This window comes from Actibacterium ureilyticum (assembly GCF_002285435.1).
GTDB lineage: Bacteria > Pseudomonadota > Alphaproteobacteria > Rhodobacterales > Rhodobacteraceae > Actibacterium_C > Actibacterium_C ureilyticum.
In genome coordinates this window covers 1-24,869 of the sequence record NZ_NSBT01000012.1, presented here as the reverse complement: position 1 = coordinate 24,869, position 24,869 = coordinate 1, and the positions used below count along the sequence as shown (strand labels likewise).

Below are 24,869 nucleotides of genomic sequence, written 5' to 3'. Positions count from 1 at the left end.
GCAAGAGTTGGATGGGCTGTTCGGCGCCTGACAGGCGGTCCCGGACCGAAGGCTGACTTAGCCGCCTTCCTGGATCGCCGCGATCCCGAGAACATTGAAGACAGCGCTGAGCGCTTCGAAGATCGTGCGGGCGGATGGCTGGAAGTAATGACAGCCGCAGCCGAGTTCCACCCAATCACCCGAGCTTGCATGGGCTTTCATCTCTGGAGTCTAGCGGGCCTCGGACAACACGGCGACCAGATCGAAGCCGCCGTCACCGCGTCCAGGATCGCGGCCTGCGACGGAAGCGGCGCCGTCTTCGCGCCGCTGGCTATGGGCGGGGCAGGGGGGCTGCGTGTTTCGGGCTTGCCGCCCGAACGTTTGGCCCGCTGGTTGGATGGGATGAACAGCGCAATTCTAACGGCGATGCGTCATCTAGATGGTACCCAAACATGGAGTGTTCGGGCGGAAGGAGCCATGTCTCAGCTTTCGGGCAGAACTCCGGCCGCTCTTCGGTCTGTGTTGACAGAGTGGCCTTTGGTGTCGGCCCCGATGGCGGAGGCCCTAACAGGCGCAAGTCGCGCGGCTGTTCAAAGGAACCTCGCATGGATGGAAGAGCGAGGCCTGATCCGAGAAGTGACGCAACAAGGACGATTCAGGATGTGGCGGATCGTCATCTAGGAGGACCTTGTTGCACTAATCGGACGCCAGGATGATCAGCCCCTTTCCCCGCCTGTTTCAGGCGATGGCTTCGATCTCGGCCCGTCCCAGGGCCGAGCAGCGGTTCATGATGGCGATACGGATCTGGATTTCGGCGGTCTGGCTGTCGGGATCTCGTGACATGATCCGGTCGCCGAAAAGCTTGAGGCGGTTCATTTGGGCTTCGACACGACTTCGGGCGTGATAGCCGGCCCATTTCTTCCAGATGGACCGACCCAGACATTGTGTCGCTTGCAGGATCTCGTTTCGAGATATCGCGGCGGGACAATCGGGTTTCCAGGCGCGTCCATTGCGGCGGATCGGTATGATCGGGTCGGCTCCATGCTCGAGGATCGCGGCATGGCAGCGGCGCGTGTCATAGGCGCCGTCGGCGGTGACAGTGTCGATTTCTTCGCCCGCCGGGATCTGCGCCAGCAGCTCCGGAAGGATCGGGCTGTCACCCTGCCTGCTCGAGGTGAATTCGACCGCACGGATGTCGCCTGTGGCCGTGTCCATCGCCAGATGGACCTTGCGCCATTCGCGTCTGCGCGTCGCGCCATGCTTGCGCGACAGCCATTCGCCGTCGCCGCGAAAACGGATGCCTGTGCTGTCGATTAGGAGGTTCAGTGGCTGGCCCAAGCGCCGATACGGGATCTGCACCTGGATCCGTGCCTGACGCCGGCATAGCGTCGAATAGTCGGGCACAGGCCAGTCGAGACCGGCCATCTCGATCAAGCTCGCAACGAGGCCGACGGTCTGCCGAAGCGGCAGGCCGAACAGGACTTTCAGCGTGAGACAGGTCTGAATGGCGCTGTCGGAGAAGGTCTCGGGATGGCCACGCTTGCCGCTTCGGCCTGCCTTCCAGGGCATTGCCGGATCGAACCAGATGGCCAGCGATCCTCGCCGTTTCAGGGCGGCGTTATAGTCGGACCAGTTCGTCGTGCGGTAGCGGGTGTTGGCAGGCTTGGGCATGCCATCGATCTAACCATCAGGATTCCCGAGATGAATCCCTCTCACCGATATGTGCAACAAGCCCCCAGGGCTCTATGAGGACCTTGAGCAGGCCAATCTGGTGGTGCTGGTCGGCAGCAATCTGGCCTGGTGTCACCCGGTGCTGTATCGCCGGTTGGCCGATGCCAAGGCCGCCCGCCCCGATCTGCGCGTGGTGGTGATTGACCCGCGCCGCACGGCCAGTTGCGACATCGCCGATCTGCATCTGCCGATCCGTCCGGGCAGCGATGCGGCGCTGTGGAACGCCGTTCTGGCCGCGATCGACACGCGCGGGCTGGCGGCGTGGCGCGACCGGGTGGCGGGATATGACGACGCTGTCGCGGCGGCGCGCGCCTCGGACCCCGGCCTGTGCGAGGTCGATCTGTCGGCATTCATCGACATGTGGTGCGGCAGCGAACGGGTTGTGACCGTTTACAGTCAGGGGATCAACCAGTCCGACACCGGCACCGACAAGGTCAACGCGATCCTGAATTGCCACCTTGCCACCGGGCGCATTGGCCGACCCGGCATGGGCCCGTTTTCCGTCACCGGCCAGCCCAATGCCATGGGCGGGCGCGAGGTTGGCGGGCTGGCCAACATGCTGGCCTGCCACCTGGCGCTGGACAACGTCGCGCATCGCAGCGCCGTGCAGGGCTTCTGGAATAGCCCGCGCATCGCCAGCCGCCCCGGGCTGAAGGCCGTCGACCTGTTCGACGCGGTCGAGGCCGGGCGCATCAGGGCGCTGTGGGTCATCTGCACCAACCCGACCGTTTCCATGCCCGAGGCCGACCGCGTCGCCCGCGCCATCGAGGCCTGCGACTTCGTCGTCGCCAGCGATGTGGTCGAGACCGGCACCACGCGCCGCGCCGATGTGGTGTTGCCGGCCGCGCCCTGGGGCGAACGGTCCGGCCATGTCACCAACTCGGAACGGCGGATCAGCGCGCAACGCGCCTTTCTGCCGCCGCTGGGGCAGGCGCGCCCCGACTGGCAGATCATCGCCGGCGTGGCGCAGCGGATGGGCTTTGCCGGGTTCGACTGGGCCGATGCAGATGCGGTCTTTGCCGAACACAAGGCGCTGTCGGCGATCGCCGGGCGGCTGGGGTCTGATTTCGACATCTCGGCGCTCGAGGGTGACGCCCCGGCGCTGTGGCCGCAAACCACCGAACGTCAGGGAGGGAGGTTCTTTGGCGATGGGGTGTTTCACACGCCGGACGGGCGCGGGCGGCTGGTCGCGGTGTCCCCGCGCCTGCCCGTCGCCGGGATGCGGCTGAATACCGGGCGGGTGCGCGACCAATGGCACACGATGACGCGCAGCGGCCGTGTCCCGCGGCTGTCGGCGCAATGTGGCGAACCGTTTGTCGAGCTGCATCCCGATGATGCGCGGCGTCTGGGGCTGACGGCCGCGGGTCTGGCCAGCCTGCGCAACAATCACGGCCATGCAGTGATGCGGGTCGTCATCAGCGACCGGACCCGGCCGGGCCATCCCTTTGCGCCGATCCACTGGACCGATGCCAACAGCCCTGCCGGGCGGATCGGCTCGCTGATCCCGGCCTGCGTCGATCCGGTCTCGGGGCAGCCGGCGTTGAAACAGGCCGCGCTGGAAATCCGGCCCTTCGCGGCGGATTGGTATGGCTTTGCCGTGGCCGACCGCCCCTTTCGCCCCGATTGCGCCTATTGGGCCAGCGCCCCTATCCCCGGCGGCATGCGCGCCGAACTGGCCGGCACCGGCACTGTCAGCGACTGGCTGGGAAGGGCGCGGCGGCTGTTTGACCTGCCGGATGCCGAGCCGATCCTGCTGGATGATCCGGCCTCGGGCACGCATCGCGTGGCGCTGATGCGGGATGGCAGGCTCTCGGCGGCGCTGTTCGTGGCGCGCAGTCCGCTGCGGCTGGCACGCGACAGCGTGGCGGCAATGATCGGCACCACCGCACCGGCGATCCTGACCGGGGCCGCGCCCGCTGACCGGCCCGATCCGGGGCCGACCATCTGCGCCTGCCTGAATGTCGGGCGCGCCACCATCGAGCGCGCCATCCGCGACCAGCGCCTGAGCAACACGGCGCAGATTACCGCCTGTCTGGGGGCGGGCGGCAATTGCGGTGCCTGCCTGCCTGACCTGCGGGCGCTGCTGGACACGTCGCGACAGCCCATATCAACCTGATCGTCACGCCGCGAGACTGCGCATCGACCTTTGACGGGGCCTATTGTGGCAATTTGCAGCTGAGAATCGCAGGTTCGGACAGGCTGCCACACCACAACCGGTCGCGATGGACGCAGACGCCGGTGACAAAGCCATAGCCGCCATCGGTCCACATCAGATCGTGCAGAATGCGGCCATCCGGGCTGATGCACAGGATCCATGCGATCGGCTCCGGCTTTGGCTGCATGAAATGCGGCAACCGCGCGCCCATCCAGCGCAGAACCCATGGCCAGCCGCGCATCTTTTCCAGCAGCGGGTTAAATCGTGTCGGCATCGCCGCCCAGACCATCCCATCCGCGCCGCGCCCCAGATTATCGGGATAGCCCGGCAATTCGCACATCAGTTCGCGCTGCCCGGCTTTTGGCCCTGTCAGCCACCATCGCGACAACCGCCGGGCCGCGGTTTCGGCATAAATCAGGTGGCTTTCATCGGCCGCCAGCACCAGCCCGTTGGCAAAATGCAGATCATCGGCCAGCACCGTGGCCCGCCCGTCCGGGTCCAGCCGGATCAGATGGCCGGTCGGGATCGCCTCGATCAGGTCACGGCGCCATTGCGGCTGGGTGTAGCGCATCGAGGACGCGGTGAACCACACCGTCCCGTCGCGCGCGGCCACCACGTTCGAGGCAAAGATCAGCCGTTTGCCGCCGATCCCGGTCAGCAGGCTTTCGACCCGGCCGGTCGCCGGATCGACCCGCATCAGCCCGTTGGGGCTGTTGCAGACCAGCAACCGCCCATCGGGCAGCGGCTCCAGCCCGAGCGGGCGGCCCGGCACGGTCGCCACCGTTTTCACCGCCTCGGTGTCAGGGTCCAGTTGCAGGATACGGCCATCTTGCAGCCCGCAATACAACATCCCGTCGGGACCGGCGATGATGTCCTCGGGCGCGGGGCCGGGGGTCGGGATCAGGCGGCGGCTGGCAATGATATCGTTCATCTTATGCGCTCCTCTCGCCCCTATCATGTGATCTTGCTGACCAGCGGCAGCGGCAGCACGCGCATCAGCGCGCCGAGCGGCGCCCAGGGCCAGCGCGGCACGAAGGCGGTGGCGGGGCGGCGCGCAATGGCATCGACGAGGAGCCGCGCGCCCTTGTCGGCACCGATGATCCACGGGGTTTTCGAGGCCGGGACATGGGCGTTCAGTTCGGTGCGGATATAGCCCGCGAAGATCGTGGTGACGTCGATGCCGGGCTTGTTCAGGCACTCAGCGCGCAGCCCCTCGGCCATCGCCGCGACGCCGGCCTTGGAGGTCGCATAGGCGGTCATCGCCCCGCGCATCCCGCGGATTGCGCTCATCGAGGACATGACGACGAGGTGGCCCTTGTTCTGGTCGCGGAAGGCGGCCATCGCGGCCTCGGCCTGCGCGAAGGCGGCGATCAGGTTGGTTTCCAGCGTGGCGCGGTTCTCGGCCCAGCCGCCCTTGCCGACCGGCGCCCCGCGCCCGATCCCGGCGTTGATGACGACGCGATCCAGCCGCCCCATGCGGGCGCGGAAATCGGCGAAGGTGGCGGCTACGGCGTCGGCATCGGTCACATCGAGCGCGGCGATCTCGACCCGGCAGGCGGGACGGGCGGCGGTGATCTCGGCCTTCAGAGCCTCAAGCTGTTCGATGCGCCGCGCGCACAGCGCCAGATGCCCGCCGCGCGCCGCGATCTCGCGCGCCATGCCGGCGCCGAGGCCGGAACTGGCGCCGGTGATGAGGGTGATTTCGTCCTTAACGGAATGTGACAAACCCGTCCTCCTGCAAATGGGTCTGGGCGTTCAGCGCCAGAAGCTGCGGGCCGCGCCGCCCGGTCGTGATCGTGGTGATGCCCGCATTGACCAGCACGCGGTCGATGCGGCGCGCCGCCGCAGGGGTCAGGTCCAGCAGCCCCGCGACAAGCGCCGAGATCACCCCGCCCGAGGTGAACACCACCGCATCGCCCTTGCCCGACGCGCGCTCCAGCGCGCCCTCGACGCGGGTCACGAAATCGCGGCGGGATTCGCGGTAGCTGTTTCCGTCGGCCTCCATCCAGCGCGCGACGGCCTCTTCATACAGCGCCTGAAACGCCTGCATGGGGGCGGGCTCATGCGCCAGATGGGCGCGCAGGGCGGGCATGTTGCCCAGGCCCGGATGGGCAACGGCGATGATGTCGAGATAGTCGAACTCGTTCCACGCCGGGTCGGCCTCGGCCCCGGCGAACCCGGCCGCCGCCGCACTGTCGCGGTGTCGGCGCAGGGTGCCGCTGATCGCATAGGCATCGCGGGGCAGCACCGCGCCCGCCCGCGCCGCCTGACGCGCCCCCAGATCGCTGAGAACGTCATAATCATCCGCCCCAAAGGACGCCTGCCCGTGCCGGACCAGATGCACCCGCCCCATCAGCGTGCCTGCCGCATCAGCCGGTGGCAACGCCAGTGAAGGTAATGCACGATGGCCCAGAAATTGCGGAACGCCGGGTTGCGGGTCTGGCCCTTGTGATAGCGATAATAAATCTGCTGCGCGATCGCCGACAGCCGGAACAACCCGTAGACCTGATAATAGATCATCTCGCGCGGGTCGCGCCCGGTGGCCGTGCAATAGTAATCGATCACCTCGGCGCGGGTCATCATGCCCGGCAGCGTGGTCGGCTGTCGCCGCGTGGCCCGCCCGATGCGGTCGTCGCCGGCCTCGACCCAATAGGCCAGCAGGTTGCCCAGATCCATCAGCGGGTCGCCAATGGTGGCCAGTTCCCAATCCAGCACGCCGATGACGCGGGTCGGATCGTCGGGGGACAGCACCACGTTGTCAAAGCGGAAATCGTTATGGGTCAGGCACAAGGGACCCTCGGCCGGCAGGTTCTTGTCCAGCCAGCGCATGATCCCCCGCCCGCGCGGCACGTTCCATGTGCGCGCATCGGTATAGCGCCGCGACCAGCCGTCGATCTGGCGCCGCGCATAGCCGGTGCCCGCGCCCAGATCGGTCAGCCCCGGTGCGCCGATATCGACGCGGTGCAGCGCGATCAGCACCTCCAGCACATTTTCGCACAAATGCCGCACCTGATCGGGCGGCAAGACCATGCCGCGCGGCAGGTTCTTGCGCGGGATGATGCCCACGATCCGGTCCATCAGGTAGAATTCGGCGCCGATCACCGCCTCATCCTGACAATAGGCGCGCATGTTCGGCACCAGTGGGAAATGCGGCTTCAGCGCCTTTTGCAGCCGGTATTCGCGGCCCATGTCATGCGCCGATTTCGCCCGCGTCCCGGCGGGCGGGCGGCGCAGGATCAGGTCGGCATCCTTGTAGGCCAGCCGATAGGTCCAGTTCGAGGCCCCGCCGGTGAACTGCGTCACCTCGGGCTGGCCGGTCACACCGAGATGGTTGGCAATCCACGGCACCAGCCGATCCAGCGGCAGCGCCTCGTCAGCGCGCACCTTCGCGGCGCGGTCCAGAAAATCGCCGCTCATGGCCGGGCCTCGGCGTATTTTTTCATCTCGCGCCTTGCGACCTGCGCCAAATGCACCTCGTCCGGGCCATCGGCATAGCGCAGCGCGCGGGCGACGATGAACAGCTCGGACAGCGGCACATCATGGGTCAGGCCCATGCCGCCGTGGATTTGCATGGCGCGGTCCACGACCTCTTGCAGCATCGAGGGCGCGACGACCTTGATTGCGGAAATCTCGGTCATGGCGGCGCGCACGCCCTGAGTGTCGATCTTCCACGCGGCATAAAGCGTCAGCAGCCGCGCTTGGTCGATGGCGATGCGGGCGCGGGCGATGTGGTCGCGGTTGGCGCCCAGATCAATGAGCTTGCGGCCAAAGGCCTGCCGCGAACTGCCACGCCGGATCATCAGTTCCAGCGCCCGCTCAGCCGCCCCGATGGCGCGCATACAATGGTGGATGCGCCCCGGCCCCAGACGGCCCTGCGCGATCTCGAAACCGCGCCCCAGACCGAGGATCAGGTTGTCCCTGGGCACGCGGACATCGGTGAAGGTGACCTCGCCATGACCCAGCGGCGGGTCGTATTCGCCGAAGGTCGGCAACATCCGGTCGATGGTCACGCTGGGCGTATCCAGCGGCACCAGCACCATGGAGTGTTGCGCGTGGCGCGGGGCCTCGGGGTTCGACAGGCCCATGAAGATGGCGATCCGCGCATGGGGGTGGCCGATCCCGGTCGACCACCACTTGCGCCCGTTCAGGATCAGCTCGCCCCCGTCCTCGGTGATCGTGGCCTGCATCGTGGTGGCGTCGGACGAGGCGACCTCGGGCTCCGTCATGCAGAAGACAGAACGGATGCTGCCCTCGAGCAGCGGCTTCAGCCAGCGGTCCTTTTGCGCGTCAGTGCCGAAGTAATGCAGCACCTCCATGTTGCCGGTGTCGGGGGCGTTGCAGTTGAAGATCTCGGCGGCAAAGGGGATGCGGCCCATTTCCTCGGCCAGACGGGCGTAATCCTGCAAGCCGAGGCCGGCGCCGTGTTCGGCATCCGGCAGGAACAGGTTCCACAGCCCCGCGGATTTCGCCTGCGCCTTCCAGCCCTCCATCAGCGGGCTGACCTGCCATTGCGTCCAGTCCGCGCCGGGGCAGAGGCGGCGGATTTCGGCCAGATAGTCCTGTTCACGCGGGATCACCTGCTGCGCCATAAAATCGCGCAGCTTGTCCAGCATCTCTTGCCCCTTGGGGCTTGGCTCGAAATCCATCTCGGGTCTCCTTGGCGTCAGGCGTCGCGCAGTTTGCGGCGCAGGATCTTGCCCACCGGGGTCTTTGGCAATTCATCGACAAAGATCACTTCGGCGGGGCGTTTGTAATTGGTCAGGTTCTGGGCGCAGTGATCGCGCACCTGCTGTTCGGTCAAGGCGGGATCGGTGCGCACCACGGCCACGCGCACGGCCTCGCCCGTCTTGTCGCTGGGGATGCCGACGGCGGCGGCCTCAAGCACACCGGGCAGGTCGGACAGCACCTCTTCGATCTCGTTGGGATAGACGTTGAAGCCCGACACGAGGATCATGTCCTTCTTGCGATCCACGATATGCACGAAACCTTGTGCATCCATGGTGGCAATGTCGCCGGTCGCCATGAATCCACGGTCGTCAAACGGGTCTTCTTCGGGCTTGTTCCAGTAACCCTTCATCACGCTTTCGCTTTTGATCCAGATTTCGCCGGGGATATCGGTTGGCAGCGCGGTGCCGTCCTCATCGCGGATCTCGATGATGGCTGAAGGCAACGGCAGCCCGATCGAGGCATTGAAGCCCGGCACCGGAAACGGGTTGCAGGTTCCCGCGCCGCAGGTTTCCGACATGCCCCAACCCTCGGCGATCCAATGGCCGGTCAGCTTGTGCCACGCCTCGGCGGTGTGACGGTGGGTCGAGGTGCCGCCGGCGATAAAGGTGCGCGCCGACGACCAGTCGACACTGCCGATATCGGGATGCGCCATCAGCCCGGCATACAGCGTGTTCAACCCGGTCATCAGGTCAAACGGCTGCGCCTTCATCGCCGCGATCAGCGATCCCAGATCGCGCGGGTTCGGCACTTGAACCGAGCATCCGCCCTTTGCCAGCAGCATCGCCGTCGTATAGAGCGTATAGACGTGATACAGCGGCAGCGGCATGATGCCGACCGGGGCGGCGACTTTTGGCGCGGCCTCCAGCGCCGGGGTCAGCCAGGCCTGCGACATCCGCATCGCGGCCAGCACATTGCGCTGCGATAGCATCGCCGCCTTGACGATCCCGGTCGTGCCGCCGGTATATTGCAGAACCGCGGTATCGCCGGGCGCAGGGTCAGGGCGCTGCCATGGCGCGGATTTGCCCCGCGCCAGCAGCGCCCTCAGCCGCAAGGAACCGGGCAGGCGATAGGGCGGAACCGCCTTGTCAATGTGGCGCAACTTGAAATTCGCAACCGCGGCTTTCAGCCCCCCGAACACATCCCCGACCGAAGTCAGAATGACATGGCGCACCGGAGTCCCGGCCCGGATCGATTCAAAACCTGCCGCGAATTGTTCCAGCAGGATGATCGCCTCGGCACCGCTGTCGACCAACTGATGGTGCAACTCGCGCGGGGTATAAAGCGGGTTTACGCCGGTGGCGACAAAGCCGGCGCGCAAGACCCCGATCAACGCCACCAGATATTGCGGCAGTGACGGCATCATCAGCGCCACCCGCGCGCCCGGTGCCAGCCCCAGTGCCTGCAACCCCGCCGCCATTGCGCGCGACTCCACGTCAAGACGGGCATAGGTCATGTCCGTGCCCAGACAGCGCACGGCCACGCGACCGGCGAAACGCTCCATGCTGTCCTCGACCGCGCTGAGAAAGGTTTCATCCTCGCCCAGCGTCAGGTCGGGCGACACCCCCTGCGGATAGCTGGCCGCCCAGATCGGTGCGGCGGTCATGCACGCGTTTCCCTGTCAATCATCTGTGAACCCTCCCCGGTCCATGTGTGGGCCGGCCCCCACCCTGCCGGACCTCGACAAAACTGCCTCGGCATGGGAATGAATACAAATGATAAATATTAAACGATCCCAATGAACAAAATTCATTCACGGTACGACAGGCTGGACCTGAACCTGCTGCGCGTCTTTGCGATGGTCTGGCAGGAACGGCACCTGACGCGCGCGGCCGATGCGTTGTCGCTGACGCCATCGGCTGTCAGCCACGCGATGCGGCGGCTGCGCGATCATTTCGGCGAGCCTCTGTTCCAGCGGCAGGGCCACCGGATGCAGCCGACGGCGGCCTGCGCCCGCATGGCCCCGGAATTGCTGGATCAACTGACGCGGCTGGATGCGCTGATCAACCGATGGGGTGCCTTTGATCCGCAGGCCAGCCAGAGCAGCTTTCGCATCGCCCTGCCCGAGGCGACCGAGACGATCCTGCTGCCGGTGCTGATGTCGCGGCTGGCGGCTGAGGCACCGGCGGTGACGGTGCATTCGGTGCGCGTGGCACGGGCGATGATGGCTAAATCGCTGGCTGCGCGCAGCATTGATCTGGCCGTCGATGTGCCGCACCCGGTGCCCGAGACGCTGCGCCATGCGCCATTGTTCAGCGATGATTTCTGCGTTGTCAGCCGCGCCGGGCATGGCTTTGCCGCCACCCCCACCTTTGCCGCCTACGCTGCGGCGGATCATATCGCCGTGTCCACGCGTCACGATGGCGCGGTGATCGAGGATGTGTCGCTGCTGGCGCTTGGAATCAGCCGCCGGGTGCGGCTGCGCTGTCAAAGCTATGGCACCGCGATGACCGTGGCCGAGGGGTCCGACCTGCTGGCCACGATTCCACGTCGCATTGCCGCGCGCCTGCAACCGGGCCGGGCGCTGGTCCTGACTGATCCGCCCGCCGCGCTAAGCCCGGTCAAACTGCATCTTTACTGGCACGCCGATCAGCATACCGACCCCGCAAGCCAATGGCTGCGCGGGTTGTTGCGGCCCTGAACCGACCCGCCACATCCATGGCCGCAGATTTGCCCCCTAACCATGGGTCACAGCCCGGAAATAGGCCATTTGCAGATCGGCAACGCTGGCTGTCCCGGCTTCGCGGTTCTGGACGATCTCGCCGAACCAAAGCGCCAGCATCGTTTCCGCGATCTCGGCGGCGGGCTGGCGCGGGGTCAGGTGATGACGGGCGATCAGGGCCTCGGTAATAGCGGTGAATTCCCGCCGATAGCTGGCCGTTACCTCGGCAAACTGCGCGGCAAAATCCGCATCGCGCTGTGCGTGCAGGTTCATCTCGATAATCAGCCGCGACAGCACCGGGTTGCGCGACAATTCACCCAGCCGCGCGCCCAGACGGATCAGGCTGTCGTCCAGACCCATGCCCTCGGTCGCCTGCACCAGATCGACCAGATCGCGGGCGATGCGGGTCATGTGGGTGGCAACCAGCGCCAGCAACAGGTCGTCCTTGCTGGCAAAGTTCGAATAGAACGCGCCCTGGCTGAACCCGGCGCGTTCGCAGATCCCCCGGATCGAGGCCGCACCGACGCCCACCTCGGCAATCAGGTTCAGCGCCGCGTCGATCAGACGCGCGCGCGTTTCCTGCTGGGCCTGTTGCCGGGTCAGGAGTTTCGGTGCGGCCATCGGGTCATCCTTCTTTCGTGTCGTGCCCGCCGGACAGCTTGTCGCGCAGCCCGGCGATCTGGCCGATCAGCGACTGCACGGCGCGCTCGCCCTTGCCGAACAGCCCGCCAAGCTCTTCCTCGATGCGGCGCATCGTGCCGGGCTCATCCTCGGGCAGCGGCGGCAGGATATGGGCAAAATAGGTCTTGTCCAAGACCCTGTGCAGCAGCCGCTCGCCGGGGAAGGGCTCGCCGTTATTGATCGCCCGCGCGGCCTTCAGCAGGTTGCGGATGTCGTATTGCGTGGGCGCGATATCCGGCACCTGCTTGGGCAGGTTCAGCAGGCTATAGACCCCGATCCGGGCGGTGCGCACGCTGCTTTCCATGGTGAAGACCACATCGTTCGCGGTCTCCACGAACTGCCCCAACAGGGCAAGGTTGGTGCAGCCTTCGGGCACGACATGCGGCCGGTCGCCCGCCGCGCGCGGCATGAATTCGGCGGTGATATAGGGCATCAGCGCCAGCCGCACCTTGGTCGCCGCCGCGATCTGGTCGAGGTGTTCGGACAGCCCCAAATGGTGGCACAGCTCGGCCAGAATCTCGCGCCCGGTGCAGTCGGCCATGGTCTTGCCGGTCACATCGCCCACGCCGTCCATGTCCAGCCCGTAGGCCCACAGCACCAGCACATCATCGGGCTGGTCGCGAAAATGCGGCTGGCGGTTGGCGGTCACGCTCATCACCCAGCCGGAATCGGTGAATGTGATGACCCCGCCGGTCGCGGTGCGGCCCGAATAGGGGTCGTTGACCGACAATTCGGCGATCTTCTCGGTCAGGGGCGAGGGCTTGCAGGTCAGCGTCACCGATTCCCAGATCGAGCGGTTCACGTCGCCATAGAATTTCTGCGGCTTGCCAAAAACCGGCGATTTCGCGGCGAGGTTCTTCCACAGCAGCCAGTCGCTGTCCGGCCCCGGCTCGGCATTGCCGCGCGCCAGCACCGGCACCGTGTCCATGTCGCCGTAAGCCGTGCCTTCGGTCATCGACCCCGGCAGGGCAAAGACCAGATCGCCGTCGCCGACCGGGATCACCTGCGCCGTGCCGTCAACCTCGGCATGGATCGCCGTGACGGTGCGCTGGCCGCCGCGCTCGGTCATCTCCAGATCGGTGACGCGGGTGTCATAGCGGAAATTCACGCCGCGCGCTTTCAGCCAGTTCACCAGCGGCAGGATGAAGGTCTCGTATTGGTTATAGCGCGGGAACACCAGCGCCGACATGTCGTTCAGCCCGTCCAGCGCATCGAGGAAACGGTGCATGTACAGCTTCATTTCCAGCAGGCTGTGACAGTTCTTGAAGGCGAACATCGACCGCCAGAAGAACCAGAAATTGCTTTGCAGGAAACCGGGCGAGAACCAGTCGGTGATGGTCTTGTCGTCCAGATCCTCCTTGCGGGCCAGCAGCAGGCGCACCAGTTCCCATTGCTGGGGCTTGGTCAGGCCCAGGGTCGAAAAATTGCGGATCTGGCCCTGCTTGTGCATCAGCCGCGCCTTCGAGACGTTGGCATCGGCGTCATTCAGCGCGCGGTATTCGTCCAGCACCGAATGGCCCTCGGGCATCTCGACGGCGGGGATGTCCTGAAACAGGTCCCACAGATTGTCATAATTCCAGTTCATCTCGCGCCCGCCGCGCACGATATAGCCGTCCTGCGCGTTGCCGGCGCCGTCCATCGACCCGCCGGGAACCGACAGCCCCTCGATCACGGTGATGTTCTCGCCCGGCATCTGGGCGTCGCGGATCAGGTAAAACGCCGCCGCCAGCCCGGCGATACCGCCGCCGACGATGGTGGCGCGGCGCTTGGCGATGCCTTCGGGTGCCAGCGGGCGGTGGCGCCGATAGGTGCCGGTCATGTCGGGCGGTGGCAGCGTGTTGGTGGCGTCATTGCGCCAGAAAGCAGCCGTCGCATCGGGTTCATGCGACATTGGCAGGCTGGGCGGGAAGGGGCGGTTTTTCGGGGCCATGGGGATCTCCTGTTCAAGAGTAGTGGCACGTCTTGCCTGCTGGCACAGATGGCCCCTTGCATTTCGGATTTCAAGTGTTATCTGAATAACGAAAGAAATCTATAGCAGGAGGTCCCCATGGCCATCAGCAGGGTTACAGTCATTGGCGCGGGGGTTCTGGGCATCCAGATCGCGCTGCAAACCGCCCGCCACGGGTTTGAGGTGATCGCGCAAGACGTCTCGGACGAGGCGCTGGCCAAGGCGCGCGAGGCGTTGGATGCGATCTCCGCGCAGATGCAGGCCGATCTGAAGCTGGGCGACGATGACATTGCCGGCGCCCGCGCGCGGCTGTCGCTGACCACCGATCTGGCGCAGGCTGTGGCCGATGCCGATCTGGTCATCGAAGCGGTGCCCGAAAACCCGCAGATCAAGCGCGGTCTTTACGCGCGGCTTGCCCCGCTGATGGAAGACGGCGCAATCCTTGCCACCAATTCCTCGACGCTGCTGCCCTCGGAACTGGCTGGTGCGACCGCCCAACCCGACCGCTTTCTGGCGCTGCATTTCGCTAACCATATCTGGCGCCACAACATTGCCGAGATCATGGGCCATCCCGGCACAGATCCGGCCGTGCGCGATGAGGTTCAGGCCTTTGCCAAAGCCATCGGCATGGTGCCGATCGTGCTGGAGAAAGAGCAGCCCGGCTATGTGCTGAATTCGCTACTGGTGCCGTTTTTGCAAGCCGCCGCCGCGCTGCTGGTCGATGGCGTGGCCGCCCCGCAGGACGTGGACAAGGTCTGGCGCATCGCCACGGGCGCGCCGCTTGGCCCCTTCCAGATATATGATATCGTGGGGCTGAACACGGCCTGGCATATTTCGTCCGCGGGCGGCCCCAAGGCGCAGGAGTTTGCGCGGCTTCTGAAGCGCGACTTTCTGGACAAGGGCAAGCTTGGCGTCGCCTCGGGCGAAGGCTTTTACACGTATAGCTAGGGTATTGCGATGACGGACATTCCCCCCACCACTGCTCCGCGCAAGGCGCGGCTGGCCTATGCCGTGCTGCTGGTCATCGTCGCGGCGGTGGCCGTGGCGATCTGGGCGCTGACACGCCCCGGCCCGGTGGTCATTCAGGGCGAGGTCGCCGCGCCGCGCGTCGATGTCAGTGCCCGGATTTCGGGGCGCGTGGCCGAAATCGGGGCGGATACCGGCGATAGCGCAACGCAGGGGCAATTGCTGGTGCGGCTGGAAAACCCCCAGCTTCTGACCGCCTATGGTCAGGCCGAGGCCGCGCTGGCCGCCGCCGACAGCAACGCCGCCGCCGTCGCTGTCATCCGCCCCGAAAACGTCCGCGCCGCCGAGGCGCAACTGGCGGCCGCGCAGGCCGATCTGGCGCTGGCCCGCGATGCCCAGCAGCGCAACACCGCGCTGGAATCGCGTGGTGTGCGGTCGCAGGCGGTGGTCGAACAGGGCACCCGCAACCTCGAAGCCGCCGAACGACAGGTCGATGCCGCGCAGGCACAGCTTGATCTGGTGCGCGCAGGTGCCACGCCCGAACAGCGCGCGGCGGCCAAGGCACAGGCCGAACAGGCGCGCGCCGCGCTGGCCCAGCAACAGGCCAATCTGGACGACTTGCAGGTCTATGCCCCGATGGATGGCCAGATCACCGGCCGAATGATCGAGATGGGCGAAAACATCGGCCCCGGCGCGCCGCTGTTCACGCTCGTGCAGCCGGCGGATGCGTGGTTCACCTTCAACATTCGTGAAGACCTGCTGCATGGTGTCGAGGTCGGCGGCACCCTGACCGTGCGCGTCCCGGCGCTGGATCGCGATGTGGCCGCCACCGTCACCCTGCTGAACATACAGGGCGATTTCGCAAGCTGGCGGGCGACGCGGGCGACCGGCGATTTCGACCTGCGCAGCTTCGAGCTGCGCGCGACCCCCGACGCCCCGGTCGAGGGCCTGCGCCCCGGCATGTCGGCGCTGCTGCCGGACGGTCTGTGACGCCATGCGCGGCATCGCCCATGTCGCACGGCGCGAGCTGTCGCTGATCGCCGGGCATCCGGCGCTGATCTGGCTGACGCTGATCCTGCCCCTGCTGCTGCTGGCGGTGCTGGCGGCGGTGTTTCTGCGCGGTATCCCGACCGACCTGCCCTTTGCCGTCGTCGATCTGGACCGGACCGAGACCAGCCGCTCGCTGTCGCGGATGCTGGAGGCAACGCCCGAACTGACCACCCACCCGGCGCTGAGCCTGCCCGCGGCCAGCGACGATATCCGCGCCGGGCGGGCGCGCGGGGCGGTGCTGATCGCGCAGGGCTTCGAGCGTGACTTGCTGGATCGCCGTCGGCCGGAAATCGTGCTGTTCTATGACAATCAGCACATGACCGCCGGGGCCATCGCCGCGCGGGGCGCGCGGGGCGCGATCAACAGCTTCATCGCCGGCGCGCAGATGGGGATGCTGCGCGCGCAGGGCACCGATGCGACCGCCGTTGCCGCGCTGGTGCAGCCGATCCCGATGCAGATCCATGCGCTGTTCAACCCGGCCTTCAGCTATATCGACTTTCTGCTGTCGGCGGTGGTGCCCGCGGTGGTGCAGATCATGGCCGCCGCCGCCGTCACCTATGCGCTGGCGCTGGATTTCGCCCGCCCGGCCACCGGCGGCGCGCCGCCGATGCTGGCCCTGTCGCGGCAGGCGGGGGGTGTACTGCCCGCGATGCTGGGCAAACTGATCCCTTATACGCTGATCTTTCTGGCGGTGATCGGGCTGGCCGATCTGGTGCTGTTCGGCGTGCTGGAGGTGCCGCTGCGCGGGTCGGTCGCGCTGCTGCTGATTGGCGCGGTGCTGTTCGTCGTCGCGGCGGCGCTGATCGGCGGGCTGGCCTATCTGCTGATGCGCGATTTCGGGCTGGCCATCAGCGGGGTTGCGATAATGCTGGCCCCGGCCTTTGGCTATATGGGCATCGGCTTCCCGCGCGAGGCGATGCCCGCGCTGGCCAGGTGGTGGAGCGATCTGCTGCCCGGCACATGGTATCTGCAATTGCGCATCGACCAGACCCTGCGCGCCACGCCGCGCGACCTGTCGCTGCCGCCGCTGCTGGCGCTGCTGGCGATCACCGCCGGGCTGGCCGTGCTGGTGCTGGTGCGGCTGGCGCTGATGCAGCGCCGCGCACTGGACGGGGGTGCGCCATGATCCGTGCCTTTCGGGCCGAGATGGCCGGCATCTTCCGTGATCGTCAGGTGCTGATGATCGTGGTGCTGGCGCTGGCGATCTATGGGCTGATCTACCCCGCGCCCTACCGCCCCGAATTGCTGCGCGTCGTGCCGGTCGTGGCCGTCGATCTGGATGGCGGAGAAAGCGCGCGCGAGGTGCTGCGCAGGATCGACGCCAGCGAAAGCGTGACGCTGGCCGCCCGGCTGACCGACATGGCCGCCGCCGACCGCGCGGTGCAATCGCGCGACGCCTACGGCATCGTGCTGATCCCGCAGGGGTTCGAGCGGGACCTGCTGTCGGGCCGGCCCAGTCCCATCGCTGTCTATGGCGATGCCAGCTATTTTCTGGTCTATCAAAAGGTGCTGTCCGGCATGGCCATTCCCGTCCGGCAGATGGGTGCGACCATCGCCGCCGGGCGTCTGATGGCGGGCCAGCAGCTTGACGCCGAAACCGCCACGGCGCTGGCCAGCCCGGCGCAACTGGTCGAGGTGCCGCTGTTCAACCCTTCGGGTGGTTACGCGACCTATGTCCTGCCCGCTGCCTTCGTGCTGATCCTGCACCAGACCATGGCGATGGGGCTGGCGCTGGTGGCGGTGCGCCGCCGCCCCTCGCCTGCACCGGTCGCGCGGCAACTGGCCGGGCGCGGGCTGGCCTGGCTGGTGATCTACGCGGCGCTGCTGCCGCTGTTCCTCGTGGCGCTGCCGCGCGCCTACGGCCTGCCATGGCTGGGCGATCTGCGGCTGGTGGCGGCACTTGGCCTGCCCTTTGTGCTGGCCACGGGGCTGATGGCGCAACTGATCGCCGCGCTGCTGAAACGGACCGAGGTGATCCAGCCCGTGCTGCTGGCCATGGGCCTGCCGCTTTTCTTCCTTTCGGGCTTTTCCTGGCCGATCGAGGCGATCCCCCCGGCGCTGCAAGCGATCGCGGCGGCCATTCCCGCCACGCCGATGATCGACGCCTATACCCAGCTGGCCAGCATGGGCGCCACCGGGCCAGAGCTGGCGACCGCGATCCGGCATTTGTGGATTCTAGCGGCGCTGTTCGGACTGGGCGCGGCGCTGGCCGCGCGGTCGGCCCGGCCCTCACAGGGCTGAGCCGCACTGCCAGCGCGTCTTATCCCGGCATCCCGTCGCCAAGACGATCCATGCGCGGCATCGCGGCGATCAGCTTGCGGGTATATTCGGCCTGCGGTGTGCGGAACAGCGTTTCCGAGGGCGCTAATTCCTGCGCCTGGGAAGTGCTGGCCTTCGGAGGTGCGACCACGGATTTCACCTTGGCGGCGTTCGACCCGTCCGATTTCCCGCAGGTATTGTCAGGTTGTTTTGGACAGCACGCAAGACCGGCGTTGACCCGCGTGACCGGGCTGACCTTCTTCCTCAGTGGCTTTGGGGTCCTTATATTCTACGTGCTGGTCACGGTCTTCTCGATCCTGATTGCCCCGATCTATGCGATCTGGAACCTGATCAGATATTTCGCAGCGCGTAGCCGCTGACACTCGACAGGTTCGATCACAACCGGAGGCACCATGCAGGGACCATTGATCTTTCTCTTCGCGATGACCGGACTGATGCTGGCGATTTTCTTGGTGCCCACACCAAGCCGAACGGAGAAGCTCGCCCGGGGTCAGCTTTGCCAGCAGCTTGCGAAGCAAGTGCAGAGTGGCGAGGCCAAGCTTTCTGAATATCTGGTAACAGATTGTTCAGCAAAAAATCTCACAGAGCGCGGCGAGAAAATTGAGGCGTCCAGGTGGTAGGCCACGCCGGCTGCCAACATTCCCTGATTGCTTTGCCCGGAGGGGGCACGATGACTGAGAGCCGCGATGAGAAAAAACTCGCCTTTGCAGCGCAAAAAGACAGGGCGAGCCTGGCCGAACGTGTTGCCCCGATCCAGTCCCGCGCCCGCGCACTTGGATTGCGCCCAGACGGTATCAACGACAAGCCGCTGATGGACGACCTGTCGGGCGACATCGACGGACCATAAATCGTAGCCAACCCTGATGGGTGCAGAAAGCGCCAGAACGTCCCGTCACGGGACGTTCTGGCGCTGCCTGTCATCGCCCTGAAGGCGCTTTCGGGAATGGCGACACCTGTGGAATCGGGCGCCGCTTCCTGTTCGGATATAGACTCATCTAACACAAGTCAGCCGCAGACGCAGACGGGGCGCAGGACAAGATCCGTGCCAATGCCGTCCATGGGCTGGAATACTTCATCGGCGGCAGCCCGGACGCGCTGAACGCCATGACCCGCGACGAACAGGATGCCTATTTCCGGCGAGCGCTCGAATGGATCGAGGACCGGCACGGTAAGGAGAACGTCCTGTCAGCCGTCATCCATCGCGACGAGGCCACCCCGCACATGACCGTCATGACCATCCCGCTCGATGATCAGGGCGAGAATGCCCTTCTTTTCGCCTCAATCCAGTATGTTTTGTTATCAATAGTCAATTCAATATCCATCCGCCCTGTGTAGGTAGCTGGGCGGCCTGGTCGCCCCGTGTAGAATTTCTTTTCAGCATCTACTTCACACAGAGCAAGGTGGCCCTCAGCCCAAGCCGCTGCCGAGAACAGCGCAGAGTTCGAATTCTCAACGTACCATGCGGGCAGGTCTTGAAATCGGTCATAATAATTTGCGTTGAACTCTCCCCATTTATTGACGATGCCGCGCCATCCGGCTAGGAAGTTATTTACATCACGTTCGAAGGTCATTGCGGTCTCTCCGTTAAAATTTCCACCTGATCGCCCCACCTCACCAAATACCATTCCATTTCCTGACGGCCTCCGGCGCGGAAACGGACGATCAGTGATCCGTCTTCCAGACGCTCGGTCTCCTGCTTCGGATGAAACAGATATCCAGCGGCTTCATCTGCAACGTCAGGCAGAAACCGCCAGACGACATCAAGCGGTTCCTCCCGCCAGACGCCGAAGCTGTCTGATAGCCATTCCTGCAAGTCGAACCCTTTGGGGCGCTCATAGACCTCAGATTCCAAAGAAACCCGTTCAAACCCAGCAAGCGCAAACAGGCGAAGATTGTCTTGATATTCGCTCCAAGCCAAAAGGTATTGGCGGCCCTGACCAAATAACATTGCAATTGGGCCGAGCCGGGTATTGCGTGAGAGCTTTGCCGAAGCACGGGCGCGATGATCAGCAGAGATCATTACCCCTGCAAGGATTGCTTCGCGAATTGTAGATAGAGTCTCGGGCGAAATTTTTTCTCGTGGTCCGGGCCGGAATGCAACGCCGTCAGCCAATAATTGTGCTTCAAGGTCAGCAGCAATTAAACGGCGGCGATCCTCGCGGAACATTGCCTGCACCTTCACCAAAAGGCGCTCCAATGTTTCCGCTGTTAGCTCATCGCCCTCACGCCGCGCAATAGCGGCGGCGCGGTGGCCGGCGGTCAGTTCATCCAGCGTGGGTTCAGCCATTCGGCCCAATGATCCCGGCGGAAAGCGCCAATATTTTCGACCACTTTCGCCGGAGATTTCCTCAATTTGAGGGTAGGCGTTGCGTACGGCATCACGCATGCGTTCTGCCGTGCGACGGGATACGCTGAATTCTCGCTCTATATCAGAAAGCGAAATCCCCTCGGCTGACCCCTGCATTATCAGAGCGAGACGTTGCAAATCTTCCTGGCGAGCGTAGCGCATGGTCCCTCCTGTAGATACAGGGCAAGCATTGTGGCAGGGCACCGCGGCGTCAACGGCCAAAGCCAATCGGTCGCGTTGTTCCTATCTTTGCCGCATCCTCAATGGTCAGAGCGCGCAGAATTTCCTCTGGGTCCGCAACACCCAGTGCCTGCATTCTGCGGGCCACGTTCGCGAAATCTCCCGGAGTAAGCCGATCAAGCGTAGCCAGTTCCTTCGGGGGCGAACATGAGAAATGCGCAGCCCAAGCCAGAGGCAGTTGATCGACTGAGAGAAAATCGAACCGGATGCGGAAGGTAAACCGGCGCTGCGTTGCAGGGTCGAGCTTTTTGGCGAAGTTAGTAGTGCAGACGAAGGGCAACGGGTGGCTTTCCATCCAGGTCAGCATCTCATTGACCTGGCTCACCTCCCAGCTGCGTTCAGCGCCACGACGGTCAGCCAGCAGACTGTCAGCCTCGTCGAAGATGAGCATCGCACCGTCGGCGCGTGCGTCAGAAAAGGCCCGCGCGATGTTCTGCTCGCTTTCGCCAACCCATTTCGACATGAGGTCCGAGGCGCGCTTTTCGATCACCGGCATGCCGATGACCCGGGCCAGATGCCGTGCCCATGCGCTTTTGCCGGTCCCCGCCGGTCCCTCAAGACAGAAACTGACCCGGCGGGGTGCGCCTGACCGAGCTAGCCGCCCTTCGATCCGGGCTAGATCAACGTCGGCGCGGGCCAGTCCTTCTTGCCAAGGCACCTCTGAATAATGCCGCGGCGCGCTGTCGACTCCGCCCTTTGCCAGACGGGCTGCAGCATCCAGCACCTGCGAGACAACAGCCTGCCCACCATCGCAAAGCCTTGCCACCACCATCGCGTCCGAAACAAGCGCCGGGGCCTGATCATGCCGTTCCGCCATGTCCGGCAGGGCGGTGTCCGGTATGCCGACACCATGTCGCTCTTCGAGGTGTTGCCAGATACGCGCTCGCACACGGCCCGATGGCGGGCGCATCATCACCGAGTAGCTGATCCGCCGTAGAAAAGCGGGATCACAGGCGTGAACCGAATTCGTAGTCCAGATCACCGGGATCGGATTGGTTTCGAGAATTCGATTGAAATGAACCTTCGACAATATCTCATGGCTAAAGCGGAAGCTGTGCCCACCAATCAGGTCTTCCATCTCGTCGAACAGCAGTACGGTATCCGATCTTTGCCCTAGCATGCGAGATGCCATTGTGAGCTCGGCCAAACGCTCCCGGCGCGACGGATCGCCTCCGTCATCGTCAGTTTCGCCGACCGCGCGCAGTTCAGCGCCGACCTCATGCGCGAGCACCTTGGCGAACTCGGTCTTGCCTGTGCCGGGAGGGCCATAGAGCAGTATGTGCACGCCTGGTTGGCGCTTTGCCAGCGCCTTGGACAGCAGTTCACGCATCAGGTCCGCATCTTGGCTTAGGCCTTCGAAGTCTTGCCATTGAGCCTGCGGCGCAGCCGCACGCGGGAACATCAGGGCGATCAGGTCGGAAATGCTATCCACTTCGGCAAGTAGCGCGAGGGTCAGGCGATCAGACAGATCGAACGGCATCCGGCGGTGACGCCCGCCGCTGTTGCGCTGCACCAATCCCGAGCAAGTGAGGCGACCGGATGCCCGCATGGCTGTGCGGATTTCAGGCTCGGGCACCGCGCAGAACCACGACAACAGTAGCGGCACCGTGACTTCTCTGGTTTCCAGCGCGCCATCGACGACATGCTCGAAGCCATCGAACAACTTGTAGAACGCGACGAAGGTCAGCATGGATGTTTCGGCAGGGGATAGCCCGAAATGCTCGCCAAGAAGGGTAGCATTGCGCTGAACGATCTCGCCCTCGCCGCCCCCGGCGCTCGGCGCAAGGTCGTGCGCGATGGTCCTGATCTTGTTCCACCATTGCGAGCTTGGTCGGCTACGGGGCCGTTCGGGACATTCGACTTCGGTCAGGTACTCCAGCCAGCCGGGCAGTTCCTTTGCGATACGGCTGGCGGGACCGAAACGGTTGGCCAATCGGACGATCAGATCGAGAGCGAGGTGTTGTTCGTGCGTCATTATTCATCTCCGTCGTTTCAACAGAGATGTCACGGCCATACGTCAAATTTGGACAGATGGCTTCGATCATGTAGAGTACGGTCCACCGATTTCGGTCGTCAGGCTCTGTCCGTCGTCAGGATTTGTCGGACTTCTCGGTCTGTCTTGTAGCGGAGGCGCTGGTTCGGTTTCTGTTTGAGTTTAGGCGGTCGCGTCCTGGTGCTGCAACCAGCGTTGTGTATTGCCATGGTTGCGTGACGTTTCCGATTTGAAGCGGCATGCGGGAGTGCTATCCGAGAACCCGTCTAATCTCTTCAGATCTCTGTCTGTTTTGAAGTCGCAGCCCCAATCTCATTCAAGTCACCGCTGAATCTCGCCTGCCAGCACCGCTCGTCCGTGCACCGCCAAGGTTGCTGAAAACCTCTGGCACCCAAACCTGCGGATCACATCGAGTACCCGCGCTTCGTAGGCAGCGTGTCCGATCAAGCGACACAAGTCGGACGCGTGGAACTGGCGGTTCGCAGTAGGTGCGGCTTGCATCTGTCTCAGCAATTCGCGCTCTTTGGGGTCCGTTATTGGTCTCGCGGGCGGCTTGACCGCGGGACGAGATGGAGTTCCCGACGAATTCCGCCATCGGCGCATGAAGCCAAGCAGGAAGCCGGCCGGCACCTTCCCGTTGCCTCGGGACCGGTTGAAGGCGTGGAAGCGATCCCAGATGACCTGGGTGTCAACGTTCCAGCAGGGCAGCGTGGCCTTCGCTGCCTTGATGAGCTCTGCCCAACTGGTCTGAAAAACGTTCGAACTCGCGGTGATGTCGATCAGTCCTGAGAAGATAGTTTTGTTATTATTATCTCTAGATAGTGATGTGTCGCCTTCACCTGACACGAGATCATGGGTTTCACTCTCCTTGTCGAAGGCGGAAAACCGAAAGATCCAGGGCGCGAACTTGCCATTCGGCTTTGCCCGCTCGAGCTGCAACTCCGACGTCTCAAGTTCGCTCAAAAGAACCGAAAGATACTGCCGTGAGACACCCATCTTTTCCGCAAGGGCCGAGAGGGTGAAGGCTGCCGTTCCGCGCGCCAAACCGTTGTAGCCATCCTTCCAGGCGATGGCATCGAGGATAAGGGTGGCAAGCTTGTGCGCTGCAACAGAGAGATTTGTCTGCGTGATCCGTCGCAGGATCAGGCCGGTCGTAGGTTCCATGGTCGAGGTCTCCTTGGAGATCCGACGCCATGTCGTGAGACAACAACATTCTTGCCAGCAAAACAACTTTGCTGGTTGCGGGTGTCTTAGCCGTGCGCTAGGAAACTCTTGTTCACGGAGTTTTCTTGCACGGCGTCAGGCTTCACGGTCTGGCGTCGTCTCCTTTTCGGGGGTTTTGCACAGCCTTTCGTGCGGGGTTGTGATGACGCGCGCGGCAAGACCGCGAGCAGATTTTGTCAGTAGCGAACTTCTTCAGAACCATAGTTCCCGGCGTGATCACGCCAGTCGACGAAGACGGAGCGGTAGAAGTAGCTGCCACATCCATTCGGGATGCTCAGGCCAGATGCAGCCGGCACCTGGCCCACGTTGGATCTTGTCCATCGGTAATCGCCTTGCACGCCGTAGGACCCCAATCGCGTGGAGTCGCTGCGATTGCAGTCACCATCTCGGTTTTCGTGCTGGCGGTACTGAATGTGATAGACGCGAATGCTGCGCACGAAATCAAAGGCGTCGCCTGAGATGTCGATGTCGGCTTGTTCATCCGCCTGGACGCGAACAAGGGGTATCGGAGTCGATACCTGCGGTTCGGGCGGATCGCGAAACGTGATGTCATAAAGGCGTTCCATAGCCGACAACGGACTTGGTTCGTTGAACGACACACCCATCGGACACCGCCAGATTTGTAGGGGCGGCTCGATCGGCCATGGCGTGATCCGCCGAATGAAGACCGCTCTGGCATGGGCGCAGGGCGCGGAGGCAGGCCAGCCGCCCGCAAGGCAGAGGAGGATCGCACAGTCCACTTGATAGGCCTGAGCCGGCCCTGACGAGGCCATTAGTCCGGATATGCTTATTGCCGTGGCTGTGGCCACGCCGTGGATCACGTGCTTCATGATGCCGACTCCATCTATAATGGTGCAGCGATACGAAACAACATTACCGATAGCAAGG

24 protein-coding genes and 1 pseudogene are annotated in these 24,869 nt (G+C 64.4%); 11 read left to right on the top strand and 14 right to left on the bottom strand.

From position 1 onward, the window contains the following. Window positions 1-660: pseudogene (locus tag CLM60_RS21050) on the top strand (hypothetical protein); the annotation flags it as partial. Window positions 661-717: 57 nt separating this feature from the next. On the opposite strand, the gene CLM60_RS02460 reads toward CLM60_RS21050, so the two are convergent. After that, window positions 718-1,650 carry an IS5 family transposase gene (locus tag CLM60_RS02460; RefSeq protein WP_095587631.1) on the bottom strand — a complete coding sequence of 311 codons (933 nt, stop codon included), beginning with the start codon at window positions 1,648-1,650 and terminating at the stop codon, window positions 718-720. Between the two features lie 49 nt (window positions 1,651-1,699). Between CLM60_RS02460 and CLM60_RS02455 the strand changes: the two genes are divergently transcribed. After that, complete coding sequence (locus CLM60_RS02455) at window positions 1,700-3,826, top strand: molybdopterin-dependent oxidoreductase (protein WP_095587630.1); 2,127 nt, start codon at window positions 1,700-1,702, stop codon at window positions 3,824-3,826. A gap of 40 nt (window positions 3,827-3,866) precedes the next feature. Here the strand turns inward: CLM60_RS02455 and CLM60_RS02450 are convergent, their stop codons facing one another. Genes CLM60_RS02450 through CLM60_RS02425 form a run of 6 tightly spaced genes read right to left on the bottom strand, consistent with a single transcriptional unit; the run spans window position 3,867 to window position 10,196 of the window. Then, entirely contained in the window at window positions 3,867-4,796 is a 930-nt protein-coding gene (locus CLM60_RS02450; protein WP_176473766.1) for an SMP-30/gluconolactonase/LRE family protein, read from the bottom strand. A gap of 23 nt (window positions 4,797-4,819) precedes the next feature. Beyond that, on the bottom strand, window positions 4,820-5,590 hold the full coding sequence (locus CLM60_RS02445) for an SDR family oxidoreductase (protein ID WP_038147399.1): 771 nt from the start codon (window positions 5,588-5,590) through the stop codon (window positions 4,820-4,822). Then, entirely contained in the window at window positions 5,574-6,218 is a 645-nt protein-coding gene (locus CLM60_RS02440) for a histidine phosphatase family protein (protein WP_038147396.1), read from the bottom strand. Before CLM60_RS02440 ends, CLM60_RS02445 begins: the two co-directional genes overlap by 17 nt. Next, complete coding sequence (locus CLM60_RS02435; RefSeq protein WP_095587627.1) at window positions 6,218-7,282, bottom strand: phosphotransferase family protein; 1,065 nt, start codon at window positions 7,280-7,282, stop codon at window positions 6,218-6,220. The genes CLM60_RS02440 and CLM60_RS02435 overlap by 1 nt, the downstream gene beginning before the upstream one ends. Beyond that, window positions 7,279-8,511 carry an acyl-CoA dehydrogenase family protein gene (locus CLM60_RS02430; protein ID WP_038147392.1) on the bottom strand — a complete coding sequence of 411 codons (1,233 nt, stop codon included), beginning with the start codon at window positions 8,509-8,511 and terminating at the stop codon, window positions 7,279-7,281. Before CLM60_RS02430 ends, CLM60_RS02435 begins: the two co-directional genes overlap by 4 nt. Window positions 8,512-8,528: 17 nt before the next feature. Next, on the bottom strand, window positions 8,529-10,196 hold the full coding sequence (locus tag CLM60_RS02425) for an AMP-binding protein (RefSeq protein ID WP_095587626.1): 1,668 nt from the start codon (window positions 10,194-10,196) through the stop codon (window positions 8,529-8,531). 132 nt (window positions 10,197-10,328) lie between these two features. Here CLM60_RS02425 and CLM60_RS02420 point away from each other — a divergent pair, with 132 nt between their 5' ends. Continuing rightward, complete coding sequence (locus CLM60_RS02420) at window positions 10,329-11,231, top strand: LysR family transcriptional regulator (protein ID WP_095587625.1); 903 nt, start codon at window positions 10,329-10,331, stop codon at window positions 11,229-11,231. 36 nt (window positions 11,232-11,267) lie between these two features. Here CLM60_RS02420 and CLM60_RS02415 read toward each other — a convergent pair whose 3' ends face one another. Both CLM60_RS02415 and CLM60_RS02410 read right to left on the bottom strand, forming a co-directional pair. Further along, on the bottom strand, window positions 11,268-11,873 hold the full coding sequence (locus CLM60_RS02415; RefSeq protein ID WP_095587624.1) for a TetR/AcrR family transcriptional regulator: 606 nt from the start codon (window positions 11,871-11,873) through the stop codon (window positions 11,268-11,270). A 4-nt stretch (window positions 11,874-11,877) separates the two neighbouring features. After that, complete coding sequence (locus CLM60_RS02410; protein WP_095587623.1) at window positions 11,878-13,863, bottom strand: oleate hydratase; 1,986 nt, start codon at window positions 13,861-13,863, stop codon at window positions 11,878-11,880. 117 nt (window positions 13,864-13,980) lie between these two features. Here CLM60_RS02410 and CLM60_RS02405 point away from each other — a divergent pair, with 117 nt between their 5' ends. The 8 genes from CLM60_RS02405 (at window position 13,981) to CLM60_RS21390 (ending at window position 19,512) form a co-directional block, all read left to right on the top strand. Continuing rightward, entirely contained in the window at window positions 13,981-14,829 is an 849-nt protein-coding gene (locus CLM60_RS02405; RefSeq protein WP_038147381.1) for a 3-hydroxyacyl-CoA dehydrogenase, read from the top strand. 9 nt (window positions 14,830-14,838) lie between these two features. Then, window positions 14,839-15,837, top strand: a complete 999-nt coding sequence (locus tag CLM60_RS02400) for an HlyD family secretion protein (RefSeq protein ID WP_095587622.1) — start codon at window positions 14,839-14,841, stop codon at window positions 15,835-15,837. 4 nt (window positions 15,838-15,841) lie between these two features. After that, entirely contained in the window at window positions 15,842-17,023 is a 1,182-nt protein-coding gene (locus CLM60_RS02395) for an ABC transporter permease (RefSeq protein WP_038147376.1), read from the top strand. Beyond that, complete coding sequence (locus CLM60_RS02390) at window positions 17,020-18,138, top strand: ABC transporter permease (protein WP_038147375.1); 1,119 nt, start codon at window positions 17,020-17,022, stop codon at window positions 18,136-18,138. Before CLM60_RS02395 ends, CLM60_RS02390 begins: the two co-directional genes overlap by 4 nt. Before the next feature lie 50 nt (window positions 18,139-18,188). Continuing rightward, on the top strand, window positions 18,189-18,536 hold the full coding sequence (locus CLM60_RS20825; RefSeq protein WP_095587621.1) for a hypothetical protein: 348 nt from the start codon (window positions 18,189-18,191) through the stop codon (window positions 18,534-18,536). Window positions 18,537-18,569: 33 nt separating this feature from the next. Then, a complete protein-coding gene (locus CLM60_RS02380; RefSeq protein ID WP_095587620.1) occupies window positions 18,570-18,797 on the top strand; it encodes a hypothetical protein in 228 nt (75 codons plus the stop codon). Window positions 18,798-18,847: 50 nt separating this feature from the next. Then, complete coding sequence (locus CLM60_RS20820; protein WP_176473765.1) at window positions 18,848-19,024, top strand: hypothetical protein; 177 nt, start codon at window positions 18,848-18,850, stop codon at window positions 19,022-19,024. A gap of 191 nt (window positions 19,025-19,215) precedes the next feature. After that, entirely contained in the window at window positions 19,216-19,512 is a 297-nt protein-coding gene (locus tag CLM60_RS21390) for a plasmid recombination protein (protein WP_095587619.1), read from the top strand. Here CLM60_RS21390 and CLM60_RS20595 read toward each other — a convergent pair. From CLM60_RS20595 to CLM60_RS02355, 5 genes are all read right to left on the bottom strand, one after another. Then, entirely contained in the window at window positions 19,428-19,748 is a 321-nt protein-coding gene (locus tag CLM60_RS20595; RefSeq protein ID WP_141246443.1) for a hypothetical protein, read from the bottom strand. The genes CLM60_RS21390 and CLM60_RS20595 overlap by 85 nt on opposite strands. Next, window positions 19,745-20,686, bottom strand: coding sequence for a helix-turn-helix transcriptional regulator (locus tag CLM60_RS02370; RefSeq protein WP_095587618.1), 942 nt, complete (start codon window positions 20,684-20,686; stop codon window positions 19,745-19,747). Before CLM60_RS02370 ends, CLM60_RS20595 begins: the two co-directional genes overlap by 4 nt. A 49-nt stretch (window positions 20,687-20,735) precedes the next feature. After that, window positions 20,736-22,739 carry an AAA family ATPase gene (locus CLM60_RS02365; RefSeq protein WP_095587617.1) on the bottom strand — a complete coding sequence of 668 codons (2,004 nt, stop codon included), beginning with the start codon at window positions 22,737-22,739 and terminating at the stop codon, window positions 20,736-20,738. Between the two features lie 339 nt (window positions 22,740-23,078). Beyond that, window positions 23,079-23,921 (bottom strand): hypothetical protein, encoded by an 843-nt coding sequence (locus tag CLM60_RS02360; RefSeq protein WP_095587616.1) that lies wholly within the window; start codon window positions 23,919-23,921, stop codon window positions 23,079-23,081. A gap of 236 nt (window positions 23,922-24,157) precedes the next feature. After that, window positions 24,158-24,754 carry a hypothetical protein gene (locus CLM60_RS02355; protein WP_425427193.1) on the bottom strand — a complete coding sequence of 199 codons (597 nt, stop codon included), beginning with the start codon at window positions 24,752-24,754 and terminating at the stop codon, window positions 24,158-24,160. Window positions 24,755-24,869 lie beyond the last annotated feature (115 nt).